The organism is Halomonas sp. LMYGS-3 (assembly GCF_059509875.1).
Genome location: NZ_JCAKFQ010000028.1, coordinates 1 through 19,873 on the forward strand (window position 1 = coordinate 1; position 19,873 = coordinate 19,873).

21 protein-coding genes and 1 pseudogene are annotated in these 19,873 nt (G+C 68.0%); 11 read left to right on the top strand and 11 right to left on the bottom strand.

Annotated elements, in window-relative coordinates:
* Positions 1 to 274 precede the first annotated feature (274 nt).
* Positions 275 to 1,093, top strand: a complete 819-nt coding sequence (locus tag AC5W54_RS18945; RefSeq protein ID WP_495963657.1) for an IclR family transcriptional regulator — start codon at positions 275 to 277, stop codon at positions 1,091 to 1,093.
* 125 nt (positions 1,094 to 1,218) lie between these two features.
* Positions 1,219 to 2,355, top strand: coding sequence for an aminotransferase class V-fold PLP-dependent enzyme (locus tag AC5W54_RS18950; protein ID WP_495963658.1), 1,137 nt, complete (start codon positions 1,219 to 1,221; stop codon positions 2,353 to 2,355).
* A gap of 69 nt (positions 2,356 to 2,424) precedes the next feature.
* On the opposite strand, the gene AC5W54_RS18955 is transcribed toward AC5W54_RS18950, so the two are convergent.
* Both AC5W54_RS18955 and AC5W54_RS18960 read right to left on the bottom strand, forming a co-directional pair.
* The gene (locus AC5W54_RS18955) at positions 2,425 to 3,114 is read right to left on the bottom strand and encodes a CBS domain-containing protein (protein WP_495963659.1); all 690 of its coding nucleotides are present in this window, start codon (positions 3,112 to 3,114) and stop codon (positions 2,425 to 2,427) included.
* A 149-nt stretch (positions 3,115 to 3,263) separates the two neighbouring features.
* The gene (locus AC5W54_RS18960) at positions 3,264 to 4,037 is read right to left on the bottom strand and encodes a DeoR/GlpR family DNA-binding transcription regulator (RefSeq protein ID WP_495963660.1); all 774 of its coding nucleotides are present in this window, start codon (positions 4,035 to 4,037) and stop codon (positions 3,264 to 3,266) included.
* Between the two features lie 206 nt (positions 4,038 to 4,243).
* Here AC5W54_RS18960 and deoC point away from each other — a divergent pair, with 206 nt between their 5' ends.
* The 4 genes and pseudogenes from deoC to cdd all read left to right on the top strand — a co-directional run bounded on the left by deoC (position 4,244) and on the right by cdd (position 6,657).
* Positions 4,244 to 5,038 (top strand): deoxyribose-phosphate aldolase, encoded by a 795-nt coding sequence (gene deoC, locus AC5W54_RS18965; protein WP_495963661.1) that lies wholly within the window; start codon positions 4,244 to 4,246, stop codon positions 5,036 to 5,038.
* Positions 5,038 to 5,403 (top strand): annotated as a pseudogene (locus tag AC5W54_RS18970) (thymidine phosphorylase); the annotation flags it as partial. The gene deoC and the pseudogene AC5W54_RS18970, both read left to right, overlap by 1 nt.
* An 82-nt stretch (positions 5,404 to 5,485) precedes the next feature.
* On the top strand, positions 5,486 to 6,223 hold the full coding sequence (deoD, locus tag AC5W54_RS18975; protein ID WP_495963662.1) for a purine-nucleoside phosphorylase: 738 nt from the start codon (positions 5,486 to 5,488) through the stop codon (positions 6,221 to 6,223).
* A complete protein-coding gene (cdd, locus tag AC5W54_RS18980) occupies positions 6,220 to 6,657 on the top strand; it encodes a cytidine deaminase (protein ID WP_495963663.1) in 438 nt (145 codons plus the stop codon). Before deoD ends, cdd begins: the two co-directional genes overlap by 4 nt.
* A 9-nt stretch (positions 6,658 to 6,666) precedes the next feature.
* Here the strand turns inward: cdd and AC5W54_RS18985 are convergent, their stop codons facing one another.
* A complete protein-coding gene (locus tag AC5W54_RS18985; protein WP_495963664.1) occupies positions 6,667 to 7,035 on the bottom strand; it encodes a glutaredoxin family protein in 369 nt (122 codons plus the stop codon).
* Positions 7,032 to 8,513 (bottom strand): hypothetical protein, encoded by a 1,482-nt coding sequence (locus AC5W54_RS18990; RefSeq protein WP_495963665.1) that lies wholly within the window; start codon positions 8,511 to 8,513, stop codon positions 7,032 to 7,034. The genes AC5W54_RS18985 and AC5W54_RS18990 overlap by 4 nt, the downstream gene beginning before the upstream one ends.
* A 166-nt stretch (positions 8,514 to 8,679) precedes the next feature.
* Between AC5W54_RS18990 and AC5W54_RS18995 the strand changes: the two genes are divergently transcribed.
* Both AC5W54_RS18995 and AC5W54_RS19000 read left to right on the top strand, forming a co-directional pair.
* On the top strand, positions 8,680 to 9,435 hold the full coding sequence (locus AC5W54_RS18995; RefSeq protein WP_495963666.1) for a DnaJ domain-containing protein: 756 nt from the start codon (positions 8,680 to 8,682) through the stop codon (positions 9,433 to 9,435).
* A gap of 1 nt (position 9,436) precedes the next feature.
* Positions 9,437 to 9,850, top strand: coding sequence for a hypothetical protein (locus AC5W54_RS19000; RefSeq protein ID WP_495963667.1), 414 nt, complete (start codon positions 9,437 to 9,439; stop codon positions 9,848 to 9,850).
* Here AC5W54_RS19000 and AC5W54_RS19005 read toward each other — a convergent pair.
* From AC5W54_RS19005 to AC5W54_RS19020, 4 genes are all read right to left on the bottom strand, one after another.
* A complete protein-coding gene (locus AC5W54_RS19005; protein ID WP_495963668.1) occupies positions 9,813 to 10,889 on the bottom strand; it encodes a Gfo/Idh/MocA family protein in 1,077 nt (358 codons plus the stop codon). The genes AC5W54_RS19000 and AC5W54_RS19005 overlap by 38 nt on opposite strands.
* Complete coding sequence (locus AC5W54_RS19010; RefSeq protein WP_495963669.1) at positions 10,886 to 11,665, bottom strand: ThuA domain-containing protein; 780 nt, start codon at positions 11,663 to 11,665, stop codon at positions 10,886 to 10,888. Before AC5W54_RS19010 ends, AC5W54_RS19005 begins: the two co-directional genes overlap by 4 nt.
* A 162-nt stretch (positions 11,666 to 11,827) precedes the next feature.
* A complete protein-coding gene (locus tag AC5W54_RS19015) occupies positions 11,828 to 12,814 on the bottom strand; it encodes a LacI family DNA-binding transcriptional regulator (protein WP_495963670.1) in 987 nt (328 codons plus the stop codon).
* Positions 12,815 to 12,926: 112 nt separating this feature from the next.
* A complete protein-coding gene (locus tag AC5W54_RS19020) occupies positions 12,927 to 15,245 on the bottom strand; it encodes a mechanosensitive ion channel domain-containing protein (RefSeq protein ID WP_495963708.1) in 2,319 nt (772 codons plus the stop codon).
* A 136-nt stretch (positions 15,246 to 15,381) separates the two neighbouring features.
* On the opposite strand from AC5W54_RS19020, the gene AC5W54_RS19025 reads away from it, so the two are divergent.
* Complete coding sequence (locus AC5W54_RS19025; RefSeq protein WP_495963671.1) at positions 15,382 to 16,389, top strand: amidoligase family protein; 1,008 nt, start codon at positions 15,382 to 15,384, stop codon at positions 16,387 to 16,389.
* Entirely contained in the window at positions 16,386 to 17,093 is a 708-nt protein-coding gene (locus AC5W54_RS19030; protein ID WP_495963672.1) for a gamma-glutamyl-gamma-aminobutyrate hydrolase family protein, read from the top strand. Before AC5W54_RS19025 ends, AC5W54_RS19030 begins: the two co-directional genes overlap by 4 nt.
* Before the next feature lie 31 nt (positions 17,094 to 17,124).
* On the opposite strand, the gene AC5W54_RS19035 is transcribed toward AC5W54_RS19030, so the two are convergent.
* The 3 genes from AC5W54_RS19035 to AC5W54_RS19045 form a co-directional block, all read right to left on the bottom strand.
* Positions 17,125 to 17,556, bottom strand: a complete 432-nt coding sequence (locus AC5W54_RS19035) for an OsmC family protein (protein ID WP_495963673.1) — start codon at positions 17,554 to 17,556, stop codon at positions 17,125 to 17,127.
* A 51-nt stretch (positions 17,557 to 17,607) separates the two neighbouring features.
* Positions 17,608 to 18,111 (bottom strand): thiol peroxidase, encoded by a 504-nt coding sequence (tpx, locus tag AC5W54_RS19040; protein WP_495963674.1) that lies wholly within the window; start codon positions 18,109 to 18,111, stop codon positions 17,608 to 17,610.
* 84 nt (positions 18,112 to 18,195) lie between these two features.
* A complete protein-coding gene (locus tag AC5W54_RS19045; protein ID WP_495963675.1) occupies positions 18,196 to 18,756 on the bottom strand; it encodes a DUF1415 domain-containing protein in 561 nt (186 codons plus the stop codon).
* A gap of 147 nt (positions 18,757 to 18,903) precedes the next feature.
* On the opposite strand from AC5W54_RS19045, the gene AC5W54_RS19050 reads away from it, so the two are divergent.
* On the top strand, positions 18,904 to 19,794 hold the full coding sequence (locus tag AC5W54_RS19050) for an aldo/keto reductase (protein WP_495963676.1): 891 nt from the start codon (positions 18,904 to 18,906) through the stop codon (positions 19,792 to 19,794).
* Positions 19,795 to 19,873: the final 79 nt, after the last annotated feature.

The following is a 19,873-nucleotide window of genomic DNA, read 5'->3' on the forward strand; positions in this document are numbered from 1 at the left end:
GTTGGCGACCAGGGTTTCGACGAACGCCTCGGAGGGGGTCATGGTCTGCTTGCCCTGCACGACGCGGCGGGTGTCTTGGGGATCGGGGGTGCTCATCGGGGTCCTCCTCGGCGCATCGCCGAATAACGTTTTTGTGGTACAGAAAGTTCCGATTACCGAAACATGGTCAGAATCTAGCCTCTCCTTCGCTGCGATGTCAATGCCGCATTTCAAAAAATGGTACAAATTGATTTCTTTTCAGGAACGAGATACCTTGACGGAAAGGGGGACCGTCATGACCAGTAGCAAATCCGAGATCACCAAGCTCGAGGGCGACACACCTGCCCAGCGCCTGCTGGCGCTGCTGGAGGTCATCGCCGAAAAGGATCAGTTCTTTACCCTGCAGAGCCTGGTCGACGAGACCGGCCTGCCCAAACCGACCCTGCATCGCATGCTTCAGCAGCTCGAGGGCTCCGGCATGCTCCAGCGTGAGGCCGACAGCCGCCACTACAACAAGGGCAGCCGGCTGCGCCGCCTGGCCGAAAATCTCCTGCTCAACGACACCGTGCACGGAGCCCGCCATGCGGTGCTGAGCCAACTGGTCGATGAGGTCGGCGAGAGCTGCAATATCACCGCGCTCTCGGGAGGCGAGGTACTCTATCTCGACCGCGTCGAAACCTCGGCCGCCCTGCGTTTCTACCTGCACCCGGGATCCCGAGTGCCCGTGCACTGCTCGGCAAGCGGCAAGCTGTTCCTGGCCCAGATGAGCCCGGCGCAGCGCAAGCGGCTGCTGGGAGAGATTCCCTTGAAGGCGTTCACCAGGAATACCCTCACGACGCTGGATGCCCTTGAAGAGGAGGTCGAGATGGTTCGCCAGAACGGCTTCGCCTTCGATGACGAGGAGTTCCTGCCCGGCCTGATCTGTATCGCCGTCCTGGCGCCAAACCCCAAGGGCAAGTCGAACCTGGGCATCGCCATTCAGGCACCGATCATGCGCATGACACGCGACAAGGCCCTGCAGTGTCTGCCGGCACTCCAGCGCGCCGCCAGGGCCATCGCCGCCATCGACCAGGAGGCGATGCCACGAGGCAATTCGCTGGCCAGCTCGGAATAGCCACGGCTGCCCCAACCTCCTTGCCTGCCCCCTACCTCGGCTGGCCCCCGTTAGCGAATCGGAATATGCTCAGGGCACGAACGAGCCTTCAGCCACGAAGGCCTGACATCAATACGGAGAATGAAATGGCCGGCTTGCTACCCGATGTCGACCCCGATGGGTTGCTGGAGTACTCGGTGGTCTACACCGACCGCTCCCTGAACCATATGTCGGCCCGCTTCCAGGGCGTCATGCGCGATATCTCCGCCACCCTGAAGCGGGTCTACCACGCGCACAGCGCCGTGATCGTGCCGGGCAGCGGCACCTTCGGCATGGAGGCCGTGGCCCGTCAGTTCGCCACCGACCGGCGCTGCCTGGTGATTCGCAACGGCTGGTTCAGCTATCGCTGGAGCCAGATCCTCGAAATGGGGCGCATTCCCTCGGACGCCGATGTCCTCAAGGCGCGGCGGCTCGACGAGGACGATCCCACCTCGCCCTTCGCCCCGCCGCCCATCGAGGAGGTGCTCGAGACGATCCACGCCGAGCAGCCCGACGTGGTATTCGCGCCCCATGTCGAGACCTCTTCCGGGATGCTGCTGCCCGACGACTATCTGCGACGGATCGCCGACGCCGTCCACGAGGAGGGTGGCCTCTTCGTGCTCGACTGCATCGCCTCAGGCACCCTCTGGGTCGACATGCAGGACCTGGGCATCGATGTGCTGGTCAGCGCCCCCCAGAAGGGCTGGAGCGCCTCGCCCTGCTGCGGCCTGGTGATGCTGTCGCACCTGGCCCGGGAGAGCATCGACTCGACCACCAGCACCAGCTTCGCCTGCGACCTGAAGAAGTGGCTGTCGATCATGGAGACCTATGAGGCGGGGGGGCACGCCTACCATGCCACTCTGCCCACCGACGGCCTGGTCAGGCTGCGCGACGTGATGGCCGAGGTCGAGGCCTACGGCCTGGAAAAACTCCGCGAGGAGCAGCTGGCGCTGGGCCAGGGCGTGCGTGCCATGCTCGCCGAGCATGGCCTCGCGAGTGTCGCTGCCCCGGGCTTCGAGGCCCCCGGCGTGGTCGTCAGCTATACCGACGACGCACGGATCGTCGATCGTTTCGCCGAGGCAGGGGTACAGGTCGCGGCCGGCGTGCCGCTGATGTGCGACGAGGGTGACGATTTCCAGGCCTTCCGCATCGGGCTGTTCGGCCTGGACAAGCTGCACCACCTCGAGCGCAGCCTGGAGAACCTGGAAAGCGCCCTGCGCCAGGCTCAGGCCCGCCAGGACTGAGAGCACCACACCCCATCAACGCCAACGGGGGGGCCGAACGGCCACCCCGCTGGCGTTGATGACGGCGCGTCAGAAACTCGCCATGCCCCGAGGTACGAAGCCCAGGTTGTTCTCCACCGCCTTCACGCCGGCGGTGTTCTCGGCGGCCACCTGGACGGCGATCTTCTCTTCCTGGTTTTCCACCAGCCCCCACAGTTGCACCTTGCCCTCGGCGACGATGACGTTGATGCGATCGACCAGCACACCGGTGTTCTCGTCGACCTCCTTGAGAATGGCGTCCCGGATCTCCCGATCGTCGCCGGTGACATCCAGGCCCGTATCCGGCGCCGTGACCGAGAACCCCCGCAACAGGTTGGAGCGGCTGACGATGCCCACGAGCCTGCCGTCACGCACCACCGGCACTCGCTTGATACGATGCTTCTCGAGCAGGCTGGCGATGCGGTGCAGCGGCTCGTCCTCGCCGATGGTGATCGGCTTCGGGGTCATGATCTCGCCGGCCTTGCGGCCATGGGACTTGACGTAGTCACCGGGGTTGGCGCCGGACAACAACCTCAGCCACCAGGACTTGTGTTCGCCGGTATCGTTCTCGACCCGACGCATCAGATCCCCCTCGCTGATGATACCCAGCACTCGCTGGTCGGCATCGACCACCGGTACGGCACTGATGCCGTGCTCCAGCAGGAGGCTGGCGATCTCGCGCACCTCGGCATCCACGGTCACGCTGATCACATTGGTGGTCATGATATCGGCGGCTTGCATGTCATGGTCTCCTGGGAAAGCGGGATGCCGAGCCACCGCACCGAACCCTTCGGACGCGGGCATCGCTCCCGTGAAGTCGTTGCCTATATGCAGAATAGCAACGGCCCAGCGCCCGCGCCTTGATTCAGGACAGGGGCGACAAGCCACCCTCAGGCGAGCCACACCTCTGGCCCCTTGCCCGTCTCCTCGCGATGCTGCTGCAACCGGCGCCCCGCCTCGCCGTCGGTGATCACCACATCGAAGTCGTCGACGCTGGCGAAACGTGCCGGACGGATCATGCCGAGCTTGCTCTCGTCCGCCACCAACAGACGCTGCCCGGCGATGGCGATGGCGGCCTGCTTGGGACCCACCTCGTGAAAATGGAAGCAGCTCACCCCCTTCTGATCGTGAACGCCCGCTGCCGACAGGAAGGCGCGATTGATGCCGAGTCGGTGGATCGCCTCGGCGATGTCGTCGCCGCCGAACGACTGCGACGAGCCGTGGTAGAGGCCGCCGAGCAGCACCAGGCGCACGCCGGGCAAGGCGCTCACCGCATTGGCGACGTTGAGCGCATAGGTCACCACGGTGAGCTCGCGGTGGGCCGCCAGCGACTCGACCAGCGGCATCAGGGTGGTTCCGCAATCGATGAACAGGGTGTCGCCCTCCTCGATGAAGGCGCTGGCCCGCTCGCAGAGCCGGCACTTGGCCGGATAGTGGCTGACCTTCTGCTCGTCGAGGTCGTAGACCGGAGCGAAACGGGGATTGTCGGCCATCACCAGGCGCCCGCCGAAGAAGGTGATGGCACCGTCGCTCGCCGCCACGTCGCGGCGAATGGTCATTTCCGAGACCCCGCAGAGCCTCGCCGCCTCGGCGAGTCGCATGGTCCCGCCGCCGACCAGCACCTCCTGCAGGCGCGCCAGTCGCATGGCACTGCGGCCGTTCATCGAACCTCCTCGTCCTGTGTCACGGCGAGCACCGTGGGGCTCTATGCTGATCCAGCATCGCGGGAATTGCCATCGCGCTCGCCGCTCCTTACGCCTTCGGGCGAGCCAACCAAATATTGTTAGAAAAATAACACTGCTTGTTCTATTTTTCACCCCACACCCAAGCCCCACCCCTTCGGGGTGAAACCAACGACAACAGGTGCCCCATGACCGACCTGCAACAGACGGCACGCCAGGCCCTGGTGCTTCTGGACCTCACCAGCCTCAACGACGACGACACCGACGAGCGCATCGAGTCACTGTGCCGACGCGCCAAGACGCCGGCCGGCACCCCGGCGGCGGTGTGCGTCTACCCTGCCTTCGTGACCTCCGCACGCCGCGCCCTCAAGGCCCATGGGCTGGAGGGCAGCGTCAAGGTGGCCACAGTCACCAACTTCCCCCACGGCGGGGACGACGTCCTGGCCGCCGCCCGGGCAACCCGCGAGGCCGTCGCCGCCGGCGCCGACGAGGTGGACGTGGTCTTCCCCTACCGGGCGCTGATGGCGGGCGACGAGACGGTGGGCCGCGAGTTGGTCGCCTGCTGTCACCAGGCCTGCGGCGAGGCCACCCTCAAGGTGATCCTGGAAACCGGCGAGCTGAAGACCCCAGCGCTGATCCGCCGCGCCGCCGAACTCGCCATCGCGAGTGGCGCCGACTTCCTCAAGACCTCGACCGGCAAGGTGAAGGTGAACGCCACCCTGGAGGCCGCCGAGCTCCTGCTGACCACGATCCGGGAGAGCGGCCGGCGCGACCTCGGCTTCAAGGCTGCCGGCGGGGTGCGTACCGTGGAAGACGCCCAGACCTATCTGGCCCTCGCCGAGCGCCTGATGGGAGCCGACTGGGTCACCCCGACGCATTTCCGTTTCGGCGCCTCGGGCCTGCTCGACAGCCTGCTCGAGACCCTGGGCCATGCCCCTGGAAGCGAGAGTTCCGGCGGCGGCACGCCGGCGGGAGGCTACTGATGCACTCTCGAGCCCTGCCCCAGGAACTGGTCCGCGCCAAACGCGACGGCCAGATGCTCGACGCCGAATCGATCCGGACGCTGGTGGTCGGGATCAAGGATGGCAGCCTGAGCGACGCCCAGGTCGGGGCCCTGGCCATGGCGATCTTCCTCAACGGCATGAACGCGGCCGAGACCGTGGCCCTGACCGAGGCGATCCGCGACTCCGGCGAGGTGCGCGACTGGTGCAACCTCGACCTGCCCGGCCCGGTGCTCGACAAGCACTCCACCGGCGGGGTCGGCGACCTGGTCTCGTTGGTGCTCGGCCCCTGGGTCGCCGCCTGTGGCGGCTGCGTGCCGATGGTCTCGGGCCGCGGCCTGGGCCATATCGCCGCGGCCTGCCGCCCATGGCCGACGGCGAGAGTTTTCTCCCCACTTCCACCGGCACCGCATCCACAGGAGGCCACTGATGGCGACCCCCCACATCAACGCCGAGCGCGGTGACTTCGCCGATACCGTGCTGATGCCCGGCGACCCGCTGCGGGCGAAGTACATCGCCGAGACCTTCCTCGACGCGCCCCGCCGGGTCACCGACGTCCGCAACATGTTCGGCTACACCGGCCGCTACCAGGGCCGCGAGATCTCGGTAATGGGCCACGGCATGGGCATCCCCTCGGCCTCCATCTATGCCAAGGAGCTGATCACCGATTACGGTGTCGAGCGGCTGATCCGGGTCGGCTCCTGCGGCGCCGTGCGCGACGACGTGGCGCTGCGCGACGTGGTGATCGGCCTCGGCGCCTGCACCGACTCCAGGGTCAACCGCACCCGCTTCCTGGGCCACGACTTCGCCGCCATCGCCGACTTCGAGCTGAGCCGTCACGCGGTGGACGCCGCCCGGGGGCTGGGCGTGGCGGTGAAGGTCGGCAACCTCTTCTCGGCGGATCTGTTCTACACCCCCCAGACCGAGCTCTTCGCGCTGATGAAGCGCTACGGCGTCGTCGGCGTGGAGATGGAGGCCGCCGGCCTCTACGGCGTCGCCGCCGAGTTCGGCGCCCGCGCCGCGACCATCTGCACGGTGTCGGACCATATCCTCAAGGGCGACTCGCTCTCGAGCGCCGACCGGCAGAGTACCTTCGACGAGATGATGGAGATCGCCCTGGAGAGCGTGCTGCGCGACGACCGAGGCCAGGCGGGAGACACCCCATGAGCGAAGCCTCACGACAGCCAGTCGATCCGGCAATCGTCAGCGAGCTGATCGCCGTACGCGACCGTGCCTACGCCCCCTACTCGCACCACCCGGTGGGCGCACTGGTCGAGAGCGAGAGCGGCACCCGCTACGCCGGCGCCAACGTGGAGGTCGCCCACTACAAGGGCCTGTGCGCCGAGGCCTCGGCCATCGCCGCCATGGTCAGCGCCGGCGAGCGGCGGCTGCGCCGCGTCTACGTGATCGGCCCCGGTACGCACCTGTGCTCGCCCTGCGGTGACTGCCGCCAGCGTATCCGCGAGTTCGCCGACGATGACACCCGCATCGAGGTGCTTGATGCCGAGGGCCAGCCGCTCAGGCGCTATACCATGGACGAGCTGCTGCCCGACGCCTTCGGCCCCGAGAACCTCGCGCCGCATTCCCCGGGGCCGGCCTGACCGCCCGCCTCACTCGCCGAAGCGCTCGCGCAGCCAGGCAATGATCGCATCGCTGTCATAGAGCCAGCGATCGGGCCCCTCGTCGGCGGCGATGCGCAGGCACGGTGCCTGCGCCTTGCCGCCGGCCTCCTTCAGCGCCTGGCGGTGAGCCGGGTCGAGCTGGGCGTCGCGCACCTCGATGGCGAGATTCAGCCGGGTGATCTCGCGGCGTACCTTGATGCAGTCGGGATCGGCCCGGAACTGGTAGAGGGCGAGCCGCTCACACTCGCGATCGACCCGGGCCTGTTCCTCGGCGCTGCGCTCGATCTCGGCGGTGGTACCGAGCTTCTCGGCTACCCACTCCACCGGGGCCAGCAGCGTCTTCAGCGGCGATTTCATCTCTCGTCTCCCTCCTCGTGCACCAGTTCGACATCGACGATCTTCGATCGACTCATGACGATCTTCCAGCGCTGCAGGGTTGGCTCCCGTTCGCCCTCCACGTCGCGGATCACCAGGTTGATCAAGTGGCGCTTCTCCACCGCCTCCCGGGAGACCTGCCCCTCCTTGAGCCGATAGACATGATGGCTGCCCTTGTCCATCAGGCGGGTGAGCAGCGAGAGATCCAGGCTCAGGGTCTCGCGGGTGCGGTTGTAACCGCTGAGAAAGCGAGTCGGCGACATCCGCGAACTGGAGCGGTAGTGCAGCACCACCTCCTCGCGCTGGGCCACGTTGCGCTTGCGCACCCGCTTCACGTCGGGGTCGAGGCGGGTGAAGCGCTTGTAGTCGAACCACTCGAGCTGGCGGCCGACCGGCTCGTTGCTGGTGGGATCCAGGTACTGGCGGCGCCACTTGGGTCGCCCCTTGCGCAACAAGCGCCACAGGGTGACGCGCAGGTCGTCCTTGAACACCTCGCGCAGGGCATAGAGCAACGCCATCACCAGCACCAGCAGCACCGTGATATCGCCGAGGGCATCCCTGGCCTGCAGCAGTCCCATGGAGACGAAGACCATCACCACCGCCGTGGCGAGCCCCTTGACCGCCTTTTCCTCACCGCCACCGAGCTCCTGGTTGCGCTGCTTGAGGGTCACCGGATACTCGATCAGGCGACGCAGCAGCCGCATCTTGTTCGACATCCGCGTCGGATCGCGGGTGACCCGCTCGGAGTTGTATTCGCGGGACTCCCGATGCTCGCTCTCCGCCCGACAGATCGCCAGCAGTCGCTCGCGGATCTCCCGGTAGCCACTGCCCCGCGGCAGGTGGGCGACCAGCGCCAGCAGGCTCTGTTCGGTGAACCAGGAGAGATAGTTGTCGATGTTGACGTAGTAGCGGTGCAGGCTCTCGTCGCCTGGCTTCTGACGACGCAGCCGCCGCAGGATCCCCTGGGTGAGCTCGCAGAGCTCCTCGAGACGCTCCCGCAACTGCTCGGCGAGATCCCCCTCCGGGCCGTTCTCCTCCGCCCCGTCGGTCTCGACGGACTCCTTCGCCCGGTCGCCGCGTCGCCGCGTGCTCGCTTCCTCACCCTGCTTCTCCGCCTTGCGTGCCTCGCGGGCGGTATCCAGCAACGCCTGGTTGGAGCGTTCCAGCGCCACCACGTACTGATAGGCGTAGAGACTCAACCCGAGGCGATACTGGTTCGTGTCGAGCTTGCCGCGCCCGGCCAGGCGGCTCATCACCAGTGGCAGCTGGTGTCGATCGCTGTAGTAGGTGCGCTTGACGTGGATGGCGCCGTGATAGAACGCATCCTCGGAGATCACATGGGTATTGAGCCCCAGCTCGCCGGGTACGAACAGGAAGAGGTCCAGCTTGTGAGAGGTCTCCTCCTGCAGCACGCGGGAGATCTTGAGATGGAAGCTGTCCTTGCGCTCGACGCTGATCACTTCGCCGCTGCTCCTGGCCCGGGGCCACCCCGCGAAGTCGGGGCCATGCCATGACCTCCGATGGTACTGCGTGAGGCGTCGGACTTGCCAACGCTGCGCGCCGGGGCGACCATGGCGTACCCCCTTGATCTGCCAAGAACAACATCGAACTCCCGGGAGCCAGGGAATGACCATTGCCCGCTTCTCGCCCTTCGAGCTGCTGCTGCTCAAGAGCCGCCATCAGGCCGACACCGCGGCCCTGCTGCTGCTCGCCTGGGTGCTGACGAATCGCGGCCCGATCGGCGAACCGGAGCGCACACGCCTGACCGAACTGACCGGCGGCTTTCGCCACGGCCACGCGCTGGCACCGATCCTCGAGATCGCCGCCAGCCAGGAACTGGGCGCCATCCAGCTGGCCGCCGAGGTGCTGCAGAAGGAGGTGCACGGGGAGCGGGCCGCCTCGTTCCTGCGCCTGGCCATCGCCCTGGCACAGGAGGACGGCAGGCTGTCGTTGGCCAACCAGCATGTGCTGCGCTTTCTCGCCGATCTGCTCGGCGTCTCACCCGGCGAGTTCGCCCCGTTGTTCGAGGCGGTGGCCGGCAAGGCCTTCGCCAACCCCGACGATCCCAGCCGAAGCGGTTACTGGCAGGCCAAGGAGCAGCGTCGTCAGCGTGAGCAGGAGTCGCGACGACAGGACGAGCGCCAGCACGCGCGGGGCTCGCGCCAGGGACCACCGCCCGGTGACCGTACCCGGCGTGCCCTGGCGGTGCTCGGCCTCGAGCCCGGCGCCAGCCGCAGCGAGATCCGCACGGCCTATCGTCGCCTGGCCCAGGCCCACCATCCCGACCGCTTCTTCAACGCCGGCGAGGCGATGATGACCAGCGCCTCCCAGCGCTTCCAGCGGATCCGCCGGGCCTATGACTACCTGATGCAGGTGAGCTGAGATGCGCGATCTCTACCAGCGGCTGGGGCTCGCCCCACGGGCCGGCGAAGTCGAGATCGCCGACGCCATCGAGCGCTGCGAGCACACCGCCCTCAAGGCGGACGCCCGCACGGTGCTCGAGGTCGACTCCCGTCGCGAGGAGTACGATGCCCTGCATACCACCCTGTCGGAGATCGGCCGCCTGCGCGCCCGCCTCGGCCTCACCCATGCCCCCTACTGGCGCGACGGTCCGGCCGACGACTTCTCGCTGCCGCCGGATACCCACGGCTCCCGCCACGACGAGCTGATGCAGCGCCTGACCCGCGCCGCCCTGCTGCACAACCGCTGGCAACGCCTGCGCGGCCCCTGGCTGGCGGCCGCGCTGCTGGCGCTGGGCATCATGCTGGGGATGGGGCTGTGTCGCTGGCTGCTGTAAAGGAAACGCTACGATCCTGCTCATCGGACAGGAAGCAGGCATCCAACACCGCCTGCAGTGCCGCCCCCCGCGCGAAGTCGGGCTGGTCGTTGACCCCACTGGCGATGCCGTCGATGAAGCGCCGGTAGATGCTCGGCGTCGGCGGCGCCTCCACCGCGGTCCAGCGCGCCGCGTGCACGTCGTCGCCGAAGCAGGTCAGCACGCGATCCTTGGCGTCGTCGAGCACCACGCTGACCGCCCCCTTGTCGCCATAGACGGAGAGCTTCAGGGAGTTGTGGTGGCCGGTGGCCCAGCGCGTGGCCTGGATGGTGCCGAGCGCACCGCCGGCGAACTCGACACGCATCAGGGCGCTGTCGTTGGCGTCGAGCACATAGTCGCCGATGCGGTTGCCGGGGGCCTTGTCGAAGCACTTGAGCTTGCAGTTGACGTCGACGATGTCGCCCACCGGGAAGCTGGCGAAGTCGAGGATATGCACCCCCACGTCGCCCAGCACGCCCTTGCTGCCGTGGCCCTCGGAGAGCCGCCACAGCCACTGGCTGTCCCGGTCCCAACGACCCCAGGCATGACTGACCAGCCAGCTCTGCAGGTAGCTGGCATCGACATGCATCACCCGACCGATGGCACCGGAGGCGATCAGTTCGCGGGCGTGCTGGATCGCCGGGGCATCGCGGTAGCTGAGGTTGATCATGTTGATCACCCCGGCCTCGCGGGCCGCCTCGGCCATCTCGCGGGCGTCCGCCTCGTTGGTCGCGAGCGGTTTCTCGCAGAGGATATGCTTGCCGGCAGCGATGGCGGCCAGCGAGGTCGCCTTGTGCACCCCGTCCGGGGTGGCGTTGCTCACCGCCTGGATATCGTCGCGTGCGAGCATCGCCGCGAGGTCGGTATAGGCCTCGGGGATGCCGTGCCGGTCGGCGAAGGCCCGTACCCTGTCGCCGTCGAGGTCGCACACTGCGACCACCTCGACACCCTCGAGCGCCTTGAAGTGCTTGGCATGTTCGCCGGCCATGCTGCCGGCACCGATGATCGCCAGTCGAATCATTTGAACCCCTCCTCACCGGGCTTGTGCAACCCTTCGCCCTTCACCTCGACCGGATTCGGTGCCTGCTCCGGCGGCACGTTGGGGCAGCTGTCGATCCACCGCGAGCCCTCGGGACGGGCCCACTTGACGGCATTTTTCAGCACCAGGCGCACCTGGTCGTCGTAGTAGATCGGGTAGGTCTCGTGGCCGGGACGGAAGTAGAAGATCTTGCCGTTGCCGCGCTTGTAGGTGAGGCCCGAGCGGAACACCTCGCCGCCCTCGAAGGCGCTGATGAAGACCACCTCGTCGGGGTTGGGCACCGCGAAGGGCTCGCCGTACATCTCGGTGTGGGGCAGCTCGATGTAGTCGCCCAGGCCCTGGACGATCGGATGGCCGGGGTTGACCACCCACAGCCGCTCGCGTTCGCCGGCCTCGCGCCACTTGAGCGAGCAGGTGGTGCCCATCAGGCGCTTGAAGATCTTCGAATAGTGGCCGGAGTGCAGGACCAGCAGTCCCATGCCCTGCAGCACCCGCGCCTGGACCCGGTCGACGATCTCGTCGCACACCTCGCCATGGGCGGCATGCCCCCACCACAGCAGCACGTCGGTATTCTCCAGCACCTCCTCGGTCAGACCATGCTCGGGCTCCTGCAGGGTGACCGAACGCGCCTCGAGCGCCGGGTCTTCGTTCAATGCATCGGCGATACAGGCGTGCATGCCTTCGGGATAGAGTCGTGCAACCACCTCGTTGGTCTGCTCGTGCACGTTCTCCCCCCAGACGGTGACCTTGAGCGTCATCGTGTCTCTCCTCTCGGGGATGGCCTCGGAACAGGATGTCCCGGGAGCGATATGGCCTCGCGCCGCAGGCGCGAAGGAGGCAAAAGTAAACGTTTACGAAGAAAGAGTAAACGTTTACCCACTCGACTTTGGTCGATCTCCCCCGGGAGTCACTGGGTCGTCTCAACCGGTCTGGCGGCGAACCAGCGTGACCGGCAGGCTGACATGCCGGGGCCTGGCACCGGCGATGGCCTCCCCCAGCAGGCGTACGGCCTCGTCGGCGATCCGGCCGATATCCTGACGCACCGTGGTCAGCTGGGCGGCCAGGGTCGGCAGGTCGTCGAAACCGGTCACCGCGACCTCCGCGGGCACCCGGATCGCCCGATCCTCCAGTGCCGTCAGGCAGCCGCGCGCGAATTCGTCGTTCTCGCACACCAGGCCATCGAGCGTCGACGCCCCCGACTGCAGGAAACGGCCGAGATAGCGATAGGCGGTCAGGGCGGGATCGTAGCTGAACGGCACGCCGATGAGGCATTCGGGCAGTCCGGCCGCTTCGAGCGCCCGCCGGTACCCCTGCAGGCGATGCCGCCCATCGTCACCGGCCTCATCGCCGACAAAGGCGATGTGCCGGCGCCCTCCGTCGATCAGGTGCCGGGTCGCCAGGTAGATGCCGTGGCGATCGTCCGGCGCCACCGAGAAGCCATCGCCGGGCGGGCCGATGCGCACGAAGGGAATGCGCCGTGCGGCGAGAAAGGCGGGACGCTCGTCCCTCGGGAAGTCCCCCAGCAGGATGGCGGCCCCCGCTCGCTCGGGCAGCGACGGCGTCTGGTCGCAGGCGAAGAAGATCGGCACCATCCCCTGCTGGTGCAGCGCCAGGGTCAGGTGCTGGTAGAGCAGGATGTAGTAGGGGCGCAGCTCGATGTCCTGGCGCCCCAGGGAGATACCGACCACCGCATTCCTGCCGCCGATCAAGGCGCGGGCGGCGGCGCTGGGCCGGTAGTGGATGTCGCGGCTGATCTGCAGGATATGCTCGCGCAGCGCCTCACTGATGCCGGGCTTGCCGTTCAGCGCCCGGCTCACCGAGGCGATGGAAACCCCCGCCGCCTTGGCGATCTCGCGAATGGTGGCCCCCTTCGCCGGTGCCTCGTCGCTGCTCATCGTCCCGCTCATCGCGCCCCACTCCGCCGCTGCGACGGAGCATGCTCCGCCGATATCCCGTGAAACCCGCGGCCCGATTGTGCCCAAAGTCGCCGGGACGTGCACTCAACCGAGCCGCCGCAGACTACGCCGGATCCGGCGAACCGCCGCGGGCGCTGGTGTCACCCTCGGGGTCGGCCACCCCGGCCTCACCGGGGCGGCGGCCGCTGGCATCGTAGTCCTCGCTCTCGGCCGCCGTACCATCCAGGCGACCGCCGCCACGGCCCTCCATGCTGACGCTGAGCCGCGGAATGCCAAGATCGAGCCCCCGCTCCTCCATGCGCTGCTTGAGCAGCAGGTTGAAGGCACGGGCGACGTCCCACTGCATCACCGGGGCGGTGCGCAGCCGCATGCGCAGGATGGCGCCGCCCTCGTCGAAGCTCTCGATTCCCTGCAGCTCCAGCGGCGACCAGATGTGGTGGCGCATCATCGGATCCTGGCGCAGCTCGTCGGCCACCTCGCGCACCAGCGCAATCACCTCGTCGACCTTCATGCCGTGGGGCACACGGACCCGCATCAGGGCGATGCCGAACTGCCGCGACATGTTGTGGATCGACTGGATCTGGCTGAAGGTGATGATGTGCACGATGCCGTCCAGGTCACGCAGCCGCACGGTACGCAGGGTCAGCCCCTCGACGCTGCCCACGTGGCCGTTGATCTCGACGAAGTCGTCGATCGCCAGGGAATCCTCGATGAGGATGAAGATGCCGGTGATCAGGTCCTGCACCAGGGTCTGGGCGCCGAAGCCGATGGCCAGGCCGATCACCCCCGCACCCGCGAGCAGCGGGGTGACGTTCACGCCCAGGTTGGCCAGGCCGACGATGGCGGCGATGATCACGATAGTGGCGAAGATCACGTTGCGGATCATCGGCGTGATGGTCTGGGCACGGGCCTGGTTGACCCGCCGCCCGCGGGAGCGCGCCGAAGAGACCAGGGCGCGCTGGATGGCCGTGTCGGCGAAGATCCACGCCAGCCAGGCCAGCAGCACGGTGAAGCCGACTCCCAGCAGCGCCTGGCCGATGCGCGCGCTGGCCACCACCCCCTGCTGGCCGAGGCCGATCAGCGAACCGCCCCACACCTGCAGCGAGAGCTCGGCGAAGGCGATCCACGCCAGCACATGGGAGAGCGCATAGCCGAAGCGCTCGAGCCGCTTGCGGTACTCGCTGACGCGACGCCGGCGCACGGCGCGTTCGGACTGGCGGCGCAGCAGCCCGGTCACTACCAGGGTCAGCACCAGCAGCGCCGCGGTGATGATCGAGCGGGCCAGCGCCGCGCCCACATCGCCCTGGGTGACGAAGATCGCCACCAGGGACGCCCCCACCATCAGCAGCGCCGGCACATGCCACAGCCCGCCCACGACCCGGATCACCTCGGCCGCGCCGCCGCTGTCGCGACGCTGCCGGTAGGGACGATTGCGGATCAGGTGCTGGATCGGACGCTTGAACTTGAAGATGAAGCGCCCGCTGAGCAGTGCCGCCAGCACGTTGGCGAGCACCGACATCAAGCCGGCCAACTCGTCGCCGAGCAGGGCCACCAGCCGCGACGAGTTGAAGGCGTCGCCGAGGGCGATCAGGGCACCGATCACGAATAGTCGGCGCAGCCCCTGCTGCTGGAGAATCTGCACGGCGACGAAGCGGTGCCCCCGGGTGAACACCGAGATCACCGTCTCCACCACCACCGAGAGGGTGCGCCCGCAGAGCGCCACATAGGCCACCACCAGCACCATGTCGCGGCCGGGGCTGGCCGGGATCAGTTGGGCAATGCCCAGTACCAGGGCAAAGGCCAGTGCCCAGGGCAGCATGCGGCGCAGGAAATGCACCACCAGCTGGCTGGCACGGGGCTCCCGAGGCAGGTCGAGCGGCCAGCCGCGCCGTTTCGCCAGCAACCGCCCCAGGGCGATCAGGATCACCAGCAACCCGACCCAGATGCCCAGTAGCACCGTGCCTTCGATCACGAAACGCATCAGGTCGACGTTGCCGGTCTCGACCACCAGCTCGCTGAGCGCCGTCCAGCCCCGCTCGAGCTGCTCCTCCCAGTGATCCAGCGGCGATTCACCCGCCTCGGCCTGCTCGCCCAGGTCGCTGATGGTCTCGGCCAGGGCACCGAGCAGCCCCTGACGCGGCGCGATCCCGTCCTCCTCGGCGGCCTCGCCGTGGACCTCCCGGAGGTCACGCAGGCTCTGCAGCAGGGCGTCCCGGCGCTCGGCATCCTCCAGGGTGGCGATCACCCGCTCCAGGGACGCCTGGAACGCCCCGGGATCGTGCGCCTCGCTCGACTCCTCGCCCTCCAGCAGCCCGGGCAGCCCCAGCTGCTGCGCCTGGGCCGGCAGCGCCGCACAGAGCCCCACCAGCAGCAGAAGCCACAGCAGCAGTCGCCCCACCGGCGCGGGGCGTGGGGTCGGCATCGGGCCGGTCGGCGGGCTGGGCAACATCTCGTCTCCATCGCGGTCGAGGCGGTCTCCGCGGATGGTCCCTCATGACACCCGCGAGCAATATGATAGGCTCCTCAAGAACCTCCCATGTCACGCACAGGATGCCGTCATGACGCCGATACCGCCACCCGTGCCCCGCAATGCCGCCGGCGAGATCCGGCGCGTCGGCGTGGAGATCGAGTTCGCCGGTCTGCCGCCGCGGGACACCGCCGAGCTGGTCCGGGGACTGTTCGGTGGCGAGATCGTGACGGTCAGCGCGCATCGTCTCAAGGTCCGGAAGACCCGCTGGGGTGATTTCATCATCGAGCTCGACACCCAGTACGCCCATCCCGACGACGAGGTACTCAACACCGCGCCGAAGGAGGACACCGAGTGGGAGCGCCAGCGCCACCAGATGCGCGTCGACTTTCACACCCGGACCCGGGAGCTGATCGGCGACGTGGTCACCGGCCTGGTGCCGACCGAGATCATCTGCCCGCCGATCCCCTGGGACGAGCTCGGCGAGCTCGACGCCCTGTTCGAGGCGCTGCGAGGGCACGGCGCCAAGGGCACCGATGCCAGCCTGCTCTACGGCTTCGGGCTGCATCTCAACCCCGAGGCCCCGAGCCTCGAGGTGAGCGACATCCTCGCCCACCTGCGCGCCTACCTGTTGACCGCCGAATGGCTGCGCGAGCAGATCGACATCGACATTACCCGGGAGGTGCTGCCCCATGCCAACCCCTTTCCCAAGCCCTATGCGCTCAAGGTACTCGCGCCGGACTATGCCCCGGACGTCGACACCCTGATCGGGGACTACCTGGAGTACAACCCGACGCGCAATCGCGAGCTGGACCTGTTTCCGCTGTTCGCCTGCCTGCGTCAGGATTATCCCCACCCGTTGTTCACCAACCGCCTGGTCAAGCCGCGCCCGACCTTCCACTACCGACTGCCCAATGCCCAGCTCTCGCAGCCCGGCTGGGGGTCGGTGGTGGAGTGGAACCGCTGGGTGGAGGTCGAGAAGCTGGCTGCAGCCCCCCAGCGGCTGGCCGAGCGCGCCACCCGCTACGTGGTCAAGCACACCCGGTCGCCGCTGACCCGCTGGTTGCAGAAGCTGCGCGGCTGGATGGGGGAAACGTGAGCCGCGATGCGCCATCCCGCCCACTGATCGGCATCACCACCTCCGACGACAAGAGCCAGATCGCCTGGCTCTTCGACTGGTTCGCGGTGTGGCGCCACGGTGGCCGCCCCCTGCGCCTGTCGCCCTCGCGCCCCTGGCCGGGGCCCCTCGACGGCCTGATCGTGGGGGGCGGCGATGACATCCAGGCCCACCTCTACGGCGGCGAGGTGCAGCTCGACGTGCGGGTCGATCCCCAGCGCGATGAGCTGGAACTCGAGCTGCTCGAGCGCTTCATTCCCCAGAACACCCCCGTGCTGGGGATCTGTCGCGGGGCCCAGCTGATCAACGTGCACCTGGGCGGCACCCTGGACCCGGACATCTACACCACCCACGAGGGGCTCAAGCGCCGGCGTACCGTGCTGCCACGCAAGACCGTGGACATCGTCGGCGACAGCCGGCTGCATCGCGTGCTCGGCGTGAGCTGGTGTCGCATCAACAGCCTGCACCACCAGGCGGTGCAGCGGGCCGGCCGCGGCATCGAGATCGTCGCCCGCGACCGCGACGGCCTGGTCCAGGGCATCGAGTCCCGCGATCACGACTTCCTGCTTGGCGTGCAGTGGCACCCGGAGTGGCTGGTCTTCAACCGGCCCCAGCAGCGGTTGATCCGCGCGCTGGTCAATGCCGCCGACCGCCACCGGGAAACGACGACGGCCACCCGGGGGTGACCGTCGAAGGCGGTAGCGGGAGCCGCCGCGATCAGCTCTCGAGGCTCGCCTCCAGGGTGATCTCGGCATTGAGCAGCTTGGATACCGGGCAGCCCCCCTTGGCCTTCTCGGCGGCCTCCTCGAAGGCGGCGCGATCGGCACCGGGGATCCGCACCCGGGTCTCCAGATGCACGGCGGTGATACTGAAGCCGTCATCGCCCTGGTCCAGGGACACCGTCGCGCGGGTGTCGATGCTCTCGGCTTCCATGCCGGCCTCGCCCAGAATCAGCGACAGCGCCATGGAAAAGCAGCTGGCGTGGGCGGCACCGATCAGCTCCTCGGGGTTGGTGCCCGCCTCGCCTTCGAAGCGCTGCTTGAAGTCGTAGGGCGTCTCCTTGAGTACGCCGCTCTCGGTGGACACCGTCCCTTTGCCGTTCTTCAGGCCACCCTGCCAGCGGGCGGAGGCCGTCTTCTTGATGCTCATGAGTCGCTCTCCTTGTCGATGGGAATCTAAACGCATCCACAGTGTAGACGCCTATCGGCTCAGCGCCTTCAGCGCCGCCTCGTAGTCCGGTTCCTGCTTGATCTCCGGCACCAGCTCGCCGTGGATCACCTTGTCCTGCTCATCCAGCACCACCACAGCGCGGGCACAGAGGCCGGCCCGGCTCCCGCTACACAGGTCCACCCCCCAGTCGCGGTGGAACTCGCGGTGGCGGAAGGTGGAGAGGGTCTCGACGTTATCCAGTCCCTCGGCGCCGCAGAAACGCGTGGCGGCGAAGGGTAGGTCCGCGGAGACCACCAGCACCACGGTATCATCCATCCTCGATGCCAGTTCGTTGAACTTGCGGGTCGAGGTGGCACAGGTGGGGGTGTCGATGCTGGGGATGATATTGAGGACCTTGCGCTTGCCGGCGTAGTCGGCGAGCGTCACGTCGACCATCTCGGCATTGGTCAGGGTCAGCGGCGGTGCCGCCTGGCCGACGGCCGGAAAGTCGCCGGCCACATCCACCGGGACACCGGCGCGGGTTACCTGTTTCATGCGAACTCCTCGTGCATGGCGGGATGGAACCTGTCAGGGGTGCTGCGCCTATAGCCTAGCCCAGCCGCCGGCCGCTGGGGAGCCTCAGCGCAGCGGGTCGCGAAGCGCCGCCAGGGCCTCGGCCAGGCGGTCATGCCCCAGCCGATGCATCGCGGCGATATTGCGCTCGGGGATCAGCGCCGGGTCGTCGGGATAGTGGGCCAGCGCCTGCTCCAGGCTCGCCTCGCGCAGCAGGTGCAGCATCGGCCAGGGCGAACGGTTGGTGAAGTTGCCGGGATCGTCCGGCTCCGCGTCCTCGAAGCAGTAGTCGGGGTGGAAGCTCGCCAGCTGATAGATCCCCTCGTAGCCCTGCTCGGCCAGCAGCGCCTCGGCGATGGCCAACAGGTCGAGGTAGTCGTCGAAGTCCTCGACGCCGCGGGTCAGCACCAGCAGGGTGGTCGCGATGTCGGGGTCGTCGTCGAGCCGCCGGCACTCCTCGACCAGTGCCAACAGCGCGGTTTCCCAGTCGTCGGCCGCTATTTCGGCATAGCGAAGGGTGCCGCGGGCGAGCTCGCGAGCGGCGAAGGGACAGACGTCGTGGGCGACCACGAAGGTCTCGACCCAGGCGCGGGTCGCGGCGAGATGGCGGGAATCGGACGCAGTCATGGCGGGGCTCGGCAGGTGGGGAGGTCCCCCATGGTCGGTCGCCGGCGCGCGGATTGCAAAGGTACCCGTCGTGGCGCAGCATGAAGGCCGGCCTCACTCGAAGGCCGACACCCCCGGATGTCCACCGAGCGCCGTCGGAGAATCGCCATGGCCGCCACTCCCCTGCCCCGGGTTCGACTCCCGGCCACCGCCCACGAATCCGCACTCGACCTGCCCGCCATCGGCCAGGGCACCTGGTACCTGGGCGAGGGCCTGGCCCCGCACCGCGACGAGGTACGCGCCCTGCAGCAGGGCCTCGAGCTCGGCCTGACGCTGATCGACACCGCCGAGATGTACGCCGACGGCGGCGCCGAGGAGGTGGTGGGCGAGGCGCTGGCCGGCCGTCGCGACGACGCCTTCCTGGTCTCCAAGGTCTACCCCTGGAACGCCGGCCGAGACAGCGCCATCGCCGCCTGCGAGCGCAGCCTCTCGCGACTCGGGACCGACCATCTCGACCTCTACCTGCTGCACTGGCCCGGCAATATCCCGCTCGAGGAGACCCTCGAGGCCTTCGAGCGCCTGCGCGAGGCCGGCAAGATCCGCCGCTTCGGGGTTTCCAACTTCGACGTCGACGAGCTGGCCGAGCTGACCGCCCTGCCCGGTGGCGAGGCCTGCACGGTCAACCAGGTGCTCTACCACCTGGGCTCGCGAGGCATCGAGCACTCACTGCGGCCCTGGCAACGCGAGCATGGCATGCCCACCATGGCCTACTGCCCCCTGGCCCAGGCCGGTGGGCTGCGCCGCGAGCTGTTCACCCACCCCGAGGTGCGCGAGGTGGCCTCGGCACTCGATGTGACCCCGGCCCAGCTGCTACTGGCCTGGGTCATTCGCGAATACGCGGGACGTCGCGACGTGATCGCCATTCCCAAGGCGGTACAGCGCGAGCATGTGGAGCAGAACGCCGCGGCGCTCGCCATCGAGCTCGACGCCGAGGCCCTGGACCGGCTCGACGACGCCTTTCCGGCGCCGAAGCGAAAGGTCCCCCTGGATATCGTTTAAAAGGGCCGGGAAAGCGAGGGATTTACGTCGCGAGCGACGATAGGCAGGTCGTCCGCCGGAGCACAGCAACCGGAGTTGA